This is a genomic window from Mesorhizobium sp. CO1-1-11 (assembly GCF_020164995.1).
GTDB classification, from domain to species: Bacteria; Pseudomonadota; Alphaproteobacteria; order Rhizobiales; family Rhizobiaceae; genus Mesorhizobium; species Mesorhizobium australicum.
Genome location: NZ_JAIUHE010000046.1, coordinates 1 through 9595, shown reverse-complemented (window position 1 = coordinate 9595; position 9595 = coordinate 1). Strand labels below are relative to the sequence as shown.

6 protein-coding genes are annotated in these 9595 nt (G+C 60.1%); 5 read left to right on the top strand and 1 reads right to left on the bottom strand.

The features are described from left to right. Positions 1-632 precede the first annotated feature (632 nt). The 4 genes from LB554_RS29160 to LB554_RS29145 are packed head-to-tail and all read left to right on the top strand — an operon-like array spanning position 633 to position 6221. Positions 633-2081, top strand: a complete 1449-nt coding sequence (locus LB554_RS29160) for a TolC family protein (RefSeq protein WP_015318755.1) — start codon at positions 633-635, stop codon at positions 2079-2081. A gap of 36 nt (positions 2082-2117) precedes the next feature. Next, entirely contained in the window at positions 2118-4250 is a 2133-nt protein-coding gene (locus tag LB554_RS29155; protein WP_140663265.1) for a type I secretion system permease/ATPase, read from the top strand. Between the two features lie 50 nt (positions 4251-4300). Beyond that, the gene (locus tag LB554_RS29150) at positions 4301-5590 is read left to right on the top strand and encodes an HlyD family type I secretion periplasmic adaptor subunit (RefSeq protein WP_224588254.1); all 1290 of its coding nucleotides are present in this window, start codon (positions 4301-4303) and stop codon (positions 5588-5590) included. Then, positions 5580-6221: a ribbon-helix-helix domain-containing protein gene (locus LB554_RS29145; protein WP_224588252.1), complete on the top strand. Its 642-nt coding sequence runs from the start codon at positions 5580-5582 to the stop codon at positions 6219-6221. Before LB554_RS29150 ends, LB554_RS29145 begins: the two co-directional genes overlap by 11 nt. Positions 6222-6354: 133 nt before the next feature. Here LB554_RS29145 and LB554_RS29140 read toward each other — a convergent pair whose 3' ends face one another. Continuing rightward, complete coding sequence (locus LB554_RS29140; protein WP_224588250.1) at positions 6355-7308, bottom strand: transglutaminase-like cysteine peptidase; 954 nt, start codon at positions 7306-7308, stop codon at positions 6355-6357. Between the two features lie 323 nt (positions 7309-7631). Between LB554_RS29140 and LB554_RS29135 the strand changes: the two genes are divergently transcribed. After that, positions 7632-9595 (top strand): Ig-like domain-containing protein (locus tag LB554_RS29135; RefSeq protein ID WP_224588249.1); only part of this gene is annotated, 1964 nt, incomplete at its 3' end.

The following is a 9595-nucleotide window of genomic DNA, read 5'->3' as shown; positions in this document are numbered from 1 at the left end:
TGCTCTCCTTGCAAAGGGCCGAAAGTGTAACCCATCTATCCGGAATGAACTGTCACCCATCTCTCGGGAAGGGCATAACCCATCTATCCGGAATGAACTGTCACCCATCTCTCGGGAAGGGCAGACTCCATTCGAGGCCGAAGCGCGCACCGAATAGGCCCTGCTCCAAACACTCTGCAGCCTAGACTTGACCAAGAAGTGTCACGCTCGGCAGTGCCTCGGCGATCTCGCAAACCACAGCGGATGAAAGCGCGACCAGAACATGTCGTCAATCTGGGTGGGCCGGACCAAATCCTTCTGCACCCGAGCTGTTGAAGGCGCCTTATTGCCTCCGCGAGAGCAACTTTGTTTGCGGACATGCGTACTCGTCGGCATATGCCAGAACAGGCTTGCTGTTGCCCATCTTCAATATCTTGTCTCGGGGCTTCAAGTTTCGATACCGGCATTTGATCCCGCCGGCGTCCCAAATGTGTGCTATTTTTGCTACATTTTTTGACCGTCTGCCTAAATTCTATGATTTAGTCACAGCTTAATAATGAAACGCGCACGTTAATTTGCAAGATAGTGGCAAGGTCAGGCGCCAAGCCCGGCTGGGGCGCTCTTAAAAGGCGCGGGGAAACGTGGGTGGGAAAATGAAGACGACAGGTCTGTCGACCAAGGTCATGGGCGTTGGTCTCTTGATGACGGCTACCATGCTGAGCTGCTGGGGCGCGCATGCGCTGACACTCAAGGAAGCCATGGCGGTCGCGGTGGAATCCAACCCGGAAATCGGCCAGGCCATCGAAAACCGCGAGGCCATCGAGTTCGAACTGCGGCAAGCAAAAGGGCTCTATCTTCCAAGCGTCGACCTGGAGGCATCCGCTGGTGCTCGCCGCCTGGACAACTCCTCCCGCCGCGCGCTCTCCATCGAGCACGATGCGCTTTATCCCGCGGAGACCGATCTGACGGTTTCGCAAACGCTTTATGATAGTGGCGCAAGGCGAGCCGAACTCAACCGTCAAGCCTCGCGAGTGGATGGCGCCTCATTCCGCGTGCTGGAGCGATCTGAGTTCATCGGGCTGTCTGTCGTCCAGGATTACCTGGAATACATGCTTCAGGCCTCGATCGTGGCCGAGGCAAAGAAGAATCTGGGCTTTCACCAAGCGATTCTCCACGACATCAGGGAAGGCATAGCAGGCGGCGGATTGAACGAAGCAGACCGGCAACAGGCCGAGGAGCGCTTGTTTGCGGCCAAGGCCCGCATGCAGGAGGCTTCCGAGGAACTCGAGGCCTCGAGAATACGCTTTTTCAAGACCGTCGGGAAACCGCTGACCAATGCATCGCGGCCAGGCGACGTTTCCTCTGCACTGCCAAGGTCCCTGGACGACGCGCTGGGCATTGCGCGGGAGAACAACCCGCGCGTCCACATGGCCAATAGCGATATCGCCGCCGCGGGCTCGCAGGTTGACGCCGCTCGGGCGAAATACGGCCCGTCGGTCGTCGCCGAAGGCGTTGCCCGGGCCGGATACGACATTGACGGCGACAATGGAGACACGTCCGATCTGCAGGCACGGGTAGTGCTGCGGTGGAACCTGTATCGGGGCGGCATCGACAAAGCTAATGAGCAGGAGCAGATCCGCCGCGCCAGCGAACAGCGGCTTGGGCTGCATCAGGTTCTGCGGGAGATCGAAGAAGCCGTTCGCACGTCGTGGGATCGCCGCTTCCGGCAAGCCGACCTGGCAAAGACCCTGAAGCTGCAAGCCGCTTCCAACGAGAAGCTGGTTGCCTCTTATCGCGAGCAGTTCAAGGTCGGACAGCGCTCGCTGCTCGATGTGCTGGATGCGCAGAATACGCGGTTCAACACAGCAACGCTGGCGGACACCGCGTCCTACGCATCCCTCTTTGCCCAATACCGACTTCTGGCGGCAACCGGGCAGTTGCTGAAAACGATGGACATCCAGCCGCCGAAGCAGGCCGCGGCCTACGCCAAGGATGAATTCGCGGTTCCGGAGATCCCAGACACCGAAACCTATGCACGGACCCCGTCGGAACAGAAGAACGACCTGCCCTTCGATATCCTCGCCCCTGTCAGGAAGAAGTGAGCCGTAAGGGGTGTTGAGGGTTCTGGCGGGCGGGTCGTGAATCAGCAGCCACATATTCTGTCGCCCAAGGAGGCGTTCAAGGCCTGCTTTTCGGCGGTGGCCGCCTATCTCGGCAGGCCGAGCGCCGAGACCGTGCTGTTTGCCGGAGTGCCGATTTCGGACACGCGCATCGAGGTCACCGAGATCCGGCATCTTGCCGAGCGCATCGGTCTCGAGACCCAGGAATTCAACCATCGCGACTTCCTGCGCGGTCGCGTCGATCTTCCGGCAATTCTCTTCCGTGTCAGTCAGTTGCCGATCGCCTTGCTGGCGGAAACTGACGGCGACGGGTATCTCACGGCCCCGCAGGAAGACGGGCGCACGACTGTCGGCAAATCCGAGCTGGCCGCAAGTTACATCAGTGGCGGCGTATCCTTCTCGATCACCTATGCCAACGCCACCGAGGGCATGAAGGTCGGGTCGGCGCAGCAGATCGAGCGGCGCCATTGGCTGACGGGGACGATGGGCGCTTTCTGGCGCACCTATTCCAAGGTCGTGCTGTCGGCGATCTTCATCAATCTTTTGGCCATCGCCTCGCCGATCTTCACCATGAATGTCTATGACCGCATATTGCCGAACAAGGCGATATCGACGCTTTGGGTGCTGGCGATCGGCATCGGCGCCGTCATTCTCTTCGATCTGCTTTTGAAAACGGCCCGAGCCTCGCTCATCGACTATGCCGGGCGCAAGGCGGACTTGCGGATATCGTATCTGCTGTTCGAGAAGGTGCTGAATTCATCCCTGTCCGCGCGCCCGGGCTCGACAGGCGAATATGCCAACCGCGTCACCCAATATGAGTTCGTCAGGGAATTTTTCACCTCCAACACGATCAGCGTGTTCATCGATACGGCTTTCGTCTTCATCTTCCTGCTCGTCATCTACGCGATCGGCGGCTGGCTGGTCGTCATCCCGGCCCTCGCATTTGTGGCGTCGGTGGTCGTTGGCCTCGTCACGCAACGCCGCATCGGCAAACGGGTCGCAGCCTCCATGAATGAAGCCTCCCAGCGCCAGGCTCTGCTGGTCGAGTCTATCTCCACGCTGGAAACGATCAAGTCGCTGCGCGCCGAAGCCTATTTGCTGAGGAAGTGGGGCGAGCATTCGAAGAACGCGGCCAACACTTCCGAGAAGATCAAGCAGCTCTCGGCGGCGGCCGGCAACATCACCCAGGCCATCCAGCAGCTTGTGACGGTCGCCCTGGTCGTGGCTGGAGCCTACGCCTTTTCGGAAGGGCATGTTTCGACAGGAGCCATCATTGGAACGGTGATGCTGGCGAGCCGGGCCGTGGCTCCGCTCGGCCAGATCGCGATCACCTTGTCGAGATTTCGCCAGGCCATGCTCTCCTTGAGAATGGTGAATTCCATCATGGCCCAGCCGGAGGACCGGCCGGATACGGTGGGCTTTGTCAATCGCCCGATTCGCAATGGAGCGATGACGTTCAAGAATGTCGGCTTCGTCTACCCCGGATCGGAAAACGAGGTTTTGTCCGGCCTGAACTTTTCGGTGAAGCCGGGAGAGCGCATCGGCATCATCGGCCGCATCGGATCGGGCAAGACGACGATGGGACGCCTGATCGGCAGGCTTTTTCTGCCAAGCTCCGGCGAATTGCTGCTGGATGGCATCGACATCCGCCAGTATCACCCGTCAGAGGTGCGCGCCGCCGTCGGCATCGTCGCGCAAGCCGGCGATCTGTTTTCGGGCACCATCAAGGAGAACCTGCTGATGGCATCTCCGGAGGCGACCGACGAGCAGATCATCGAAGCCGCGAAAGCCGCCGGCGTCGACGAGTTCGTGTCTCGCCACCCGCGTGGCTACGACATGAACGTCGGTGAACGGGGCACCAATCTTTCCGGCGGGCAGAGACAGACGGTGGCGATCGCCCGGCTGCTTTTGACCAAGCCGAAGATCGTCTTTCTGGATGAACCGTCCGGCTCGATGGATCTGGCGTCGGAACGGCAACTGATAAAGCAACTCAAGACCGCTTTCGACCACAACACGACGCTGATCGTCTCGACGCATCGCTTCAGCATGCTCGAATTGGCCGATCGCCTCATTGTTATCGAACAAGGAAAGATAGTTGCCGACGGGCCAAAAGAACAAGTCATTCAGGCGCTGCAGAGAACGAATTCCTGAATGAACAAATTATATCGGGCTGAAACCGATATGATAACGGGGCGTGGGAAATGCTTGCCAGGGAAGACCGCCCGCCGCTTTTCGCGACGGCGTCCATATTCATCATAGGGGCGCTCTTCGCCGCCTTTGTCGCTTGGTCGTCCTTCGCCGAGGTCGACGAGATCGCGCGTGGCGACGGCAAGGTCATACCGGCCTCCAAGACCCAGGTCATTCAAGCCAGCGAGCCGGGCGTCGTTCAGGAAATCGCCGTGAAGGTGGGGCAGGTCGTCAGGAAGAACGACCTTATTATCCGTCTCGACAATACTTTGAACACATCCAGCCTCGGCGAACAGCAAGCCAAGGCGCGGGCCCTGCAAACACGCATCGCCAGGCTCAAATACGAACAGAGCGGCAGCATCACCGGATCGTTTCCCTGTCCGCAGGACATCCAATCCGTGGCGCCGGAAATCTGCGACAACGAACAAAATCTCCTCGTTGCCCGGCGCGAAAACTTCGACAACAAGCTGTCGGTGCTCAAGTCGCGACTCGACCAGCGCGAAAAGGAACTGGACGAGGCGAACGCCAATCTCGACCGCCTGACAAAAAACCTGGCTGTGAGCGACCAGCAGGCGAAGCTGGTCGAGGCGATGGTCAAGAAAGGTCTGATGGCAAGGACCGAGCAGCTCAGGGTCGAGCAGGAACAGACCGAACTCAACGGCCAATTGAACCTGGCCGGCGAGACGATAAAGAAGGGCAAGTCGGCGATCACCGAGGCGCAGCTCCAGGTCGAGGAACTCGGGCTGCAGTTGAAGCAGGAAGCGCTCGATGACCTGACGCAGGCCTTGGCCGATCTTTCAGTGGTGGACGAAACCATTCGCGGCGCGACCGACAAGGTCGCGCGAACGGATATCCGCTCGCCGGTGGACGGCATCGTCAACACTATGGAACTGAACACCGTCGGCGCCTTCGTCCAGCCGGGTACTGTCGTGGCCGGCATCGTGCCCACTTCCGAGACATTGCTGGTCGAAGCACGTGTTTCGCCCCGCGATGTCGCGTTTATCCGCCCAGATCAGGATGCCTTGATCAAAGTCACGGCTTACGATTTCTCGATCTTTGGCGGCATCGAGGGCAAGGTTTCAAACATAACCGCCGACAGCCTGGTCGATCAGAAGACGGGCGAGCCCTACTATCAGGTGCGTGTTTCAACCGATAGATCGACGCTGGAGCGAGACGGAAAGGCATATTCGATCATCCCCGGCATGATCTGTTCCGTGGATATCAAGACCGGTCGCAAGACGATCCTGAGCTACCTGCTGAAGCCGATCAACAAAGCCCGCCAGGAGGCAATGAGTGAGCGCTAGCGCCACCTCTCCCGCGACCCGGAGCGACCACTTGCTTCTGCCACTCCCGACAGAAGATTTCGAACTCGAGTTCCGCGTCGTGGCGCGCGGCGGCATCAGGCGCGGCATTCGGCTTGAACGGGCTTTCTGGGTTTCGCTGAAACAGATGGCTGAAAGCCGCAAATGCACGATCGGCATGCTGGTCGACGAGATCGCCGAAGGTCACGCGGAGAAAGGAAACTTGACCTCGGCAATCCGGGTGGCCTGCATACGCGAGTTGGGGCGCGAGAACCTGAATTTGCGTAGGCTTGCATCGATCAGGACGATAAACGTCATTCTGCTTGCCTGCCCGTCGCCGGCCTTCGCCTTGGCCTCGACGAAGAAGATCGTGACCTTCAATGCGCCGTTCCAGCAATTGGTCAAACGACAATTGCCGGCGGCATTCGACGAAGACACGCGCCAGGACCTGAAGCTGGCGCTGGACCTCAACGTGGCCGATATATTCGCCCGCCTCGACACCAATGGCGACGTTGCCGTTGCGAGCGGATTTGTGATTGGAGCCGGCGAACGCCGTTACCGGGGCCAGTTGAACGTGGTGCGGGCGCCGGTGCTGGACCTGGAATTGCTGATGGCTTTCGTCTTCAACGGCTAGCGCCGTTCCTCGTTTCACGCAAACGCCGAACGGCCCTATCTGCCTGACGCAATTCCGCCGGAAAACCACCAAGGGACTTTTCCCGGAATTGTCCGCCAATCAACCGGGACAAGAAAGCCGGCGCGCGGGCCCCTTACTTGACTTCCGCCTGGACGCCTTCGCCAGGGGCGACGGTTGCGAAACCGCCCTTGACATCGGCCATCTGGGCGTCCCCCGATTTGGACCCGTGGATCCAGGCCCGGTCGGTGCTGAACGAGTACAGTGGCTGATAATTCGGAAGGGCGCTGTCCTTGAGCACGGTATCGTTGAGACTGTCGAGAATGTAAGCGCCGCTTGCGGTGCTGACCGAAAGCACGGCGTGGAAAAAGCCCCGCTTGCGGTCCTGGAGAACGACAAGCGACATGCTGCGTGCCGGAATGCCAGCCCTCAGCAACGCCGTCATCTTTAGGATAGCGAAGTCCTCGCAGTCGCCGGCACGATTGGCGAGGATCTCCGAAGGCTTCGCCCAGTAATCGAGCTTGCCGTAAACGACGCTGTCCTTCTTATAGGCGATCAGGTGGTTGATGCCGCTGTCGATGAACGACAGTTTTTCGACGAACCCCTTGCCTTGGGCGGCCGAGACCATGGCCGCGAAGGCCGGGCTCTCGTGATCACAGGGGCTGCCCGCGGTGCAATCGGTTATGGCCTGGTAGACAGGTGCCCAGCGCGCCGAAACGGGAAAATTGCGCATGGACAGCGCAACCGACCCGAAAACGCCCGGAATGATCGACGCCGTCTGCATCGGGTCGACACCCCTGCCCTCTTGCGCCATCGAGGCGCTGGACCCGTCTTGAGCGGAAACGGGACCATATCCGTTCAGGACAAGGCTGATCCGGTAGGGGGTGGCCGGCTGCCAGGGCTGGTATCTCTGCAGCGAAATGCCGCCGAGGCCAAGCGGCGCCTGGACCACTCCAAGCAGTGCTGCTTCGGGCATGAAATTCCTGATGACGGGTCCGGCAAGGGCTGGCTGCGCCGAGCCGGCTATCCCCACCGCCAGCAGAAGCAGCTTGAGCTTGCACTTCCCCGGAGCATTCCTTTGTTTTTTCATGACGCCCACCTTTGACTGTGGACGCTACCAATTTTGTCTCAAATTACTGGAAAGGAAGATGGATAAGTTTCCTACGAATTCACTTTGCTGATTTTAGTAAAATTTTACATGTATTTATACTTATATTTACCAAGTTTTCCGCGCCGCCGGTGGCGAAGCGCTATGCCTTCCAGACAACATATAACTGATTATATGTTCACAGTTTACCAAGCGTAAAAAAAGTCATCGAAGGCATATCCAAATATATAGAATGCATTGACGGACCGTTGCAAAGTCAAGCCGCCGCCTGTCTCTATCCGGGAAATACCGGAGGGGTTTGAGCTATGGCGAACAGCATTGAACTGGACAATCTTTCGAACTCGTGGGACGAGCATTCCGTCTCCAACGATCATCACGACCTGACAGCGCCGACCCAGGTGGTGGCGCAAGCCGCGCCCGCCGAGCAAGCGGCGGCACCGGTCCAAACAGCGCCGGCCGCGGCCGAGCCTGTGCCGGTCGATGTCGGTGGCGGCGCGCCAGCGGCAGCTCCGCCAGCGGCAAACGCCCCGCACGAATACGTCGCGGACGCAAGCAACGTCGTCAAACTTCCCGCCAATGTCTCGATCGACAACATCAAGGTCGACGGCCACAACCTCGTGCTCGAGCAGGCGGACGGCTCGGTCATCGTCATCAAGGACGGTGCCCTGCATGTGCCGACCTTCATCATCGGCGACGTCGAAGTGCCGCGCGTGGCCTTGATCGCAGCGCTGGAAGCGAGCCATGTCGATGTCGCCTTTGGCGCGGACGGCTCGATATCGGCCGGTGGCAGCACGACCTCGAGCGCCGGCGGGAATTTCGAACAGCCTGCCGGCGGGATCGGCGACGGCTTCGGCCTGTCGGCGCTTCTGCCGCCGACGGCTTTGCAGTTTGGGCAGCTCGAGCGGCATGAGCTGTTTCCCTCTTTGGTCGACAGAGGCGTCTCCGTCGTGGCCATGTCGCTGACCAACCCTGATCAGGCGGCCAGCGAAACCGGACTCGATGGCGGCGCGCAACAATCGCCGGGCAGCGAGGCACCGACCAACTCCGAAACTTCCGGCGTCGGGACGATCAGCATCGACGCACCCGATGGCATCGGCTCGATCGTCATCAACGGCACCACCGTGACCGGCGTCGGCCAGCAAATTTCAGGGCAGTTCGGCTACATCACGATCCTGTCGTTTGATCCTGGCACGGGTGCCATCCAGTATGACTACACCGTGACCCAGTCGGTGACGCATCCCGTCAGCACGACCGGATACGACGCCAACGATACGGTTCCGGACAATTTCAGCATCACCGTCACGGATGTCGACGGCGATACGGCGAGCACGACCTTCACCGTTGCCATCATCGACGACGTGCCGACGGCGGTTGCCGACACCGACAGTACCACGGAAGGCGGCACAGCGAATGGCAACGTGATTACCGGACTTGGTAGCGACGGCAATGCCGCCGGCGCCGACACCAAGGGCGCGGACGGCGCCTCAGTAAGCGGCGTGACGGGCGCCGGGGCAACGACGGTGGTAGGCGGCGACTTCCATGTCGTCGGCCAGTACGGCACGCTGACGCTGAACCCGGACGGCACTTATAGCTATGTCGCCAACTCCAACATCAATAACGCTTCTCCGGTGACCGACACCTTCACCTACACGCTGAAGGACGGCGACGGCGACACCTCGCAGACGACACTCAATATCACCATAGGCGATGGGGAAGGCCCGTCGGTGGTCTCGAACGCGATAATTTCGGTGGACGAGGCAGGGCTCGGCACCGCCAACGCGACCGGCAGCGCGGCCGCGACCAACGTCGAGGACGGCAGCGGGACCGTGACGTTCCACGCCGGTTCCGACAACATCACCGGGCTAGCGTTCTCGTCGGTTGTCGGGATCACGGCGGACGTCAACGGAGTTGCAGGCGCCGATATCGTCTGGACGCTTGCCGGGCCGACTCAGATTGTCGGTTCCATCAACGGCATCGAAGCTATCCAGGTCGACCTCGTCGCATCGTCCCTGCCGATCCTGGCGGGAGGTAACGGCTCGGCGACAGTCAATGTGACGCTGCTCGACAACTTCCCGCATCCCGACGCGGGCGGACAGAACATCATCAACCTGACCGGCATCAACGTGGTCGCCACCGATACGGACGGTAGCCAGGCCAGCGCGACGGTTCAGGTTAATGTTACTGATGATACGCCGACGGCCCATGCCGACACCAACAGCGTCACGGAAGGCGCGCAGGCCTCGGGCAATGTGCTGAGCGACGGCACGGC

What these genes read in the sequence shown, in the direction of transcription:
- LB554_RS29150 (WP_224588254.1), top strand. Translation starts at nt 4,301, where the DNA reads ATGCTTGCCAGGGAAGACCGCCCGCCGCTTTTCGCGACGGCGTCCATA.
- LB554_RS29140 (WP_224588250.1), bottom strand. Translation starts at nt 7,308, where the DNA reads ATGAAAAAACAAAGGAATGCTCCGGGGAAGTGCAAGCTCAAGCTGCTT.
- LB554_RS29160 (WP_015318755.1), top strand. Translation starts at nt 633, where the DNA reads ATGAAGACGACAGGTCTGTCGACCAAGGTCATGGGCGTTGGTCTCTTG.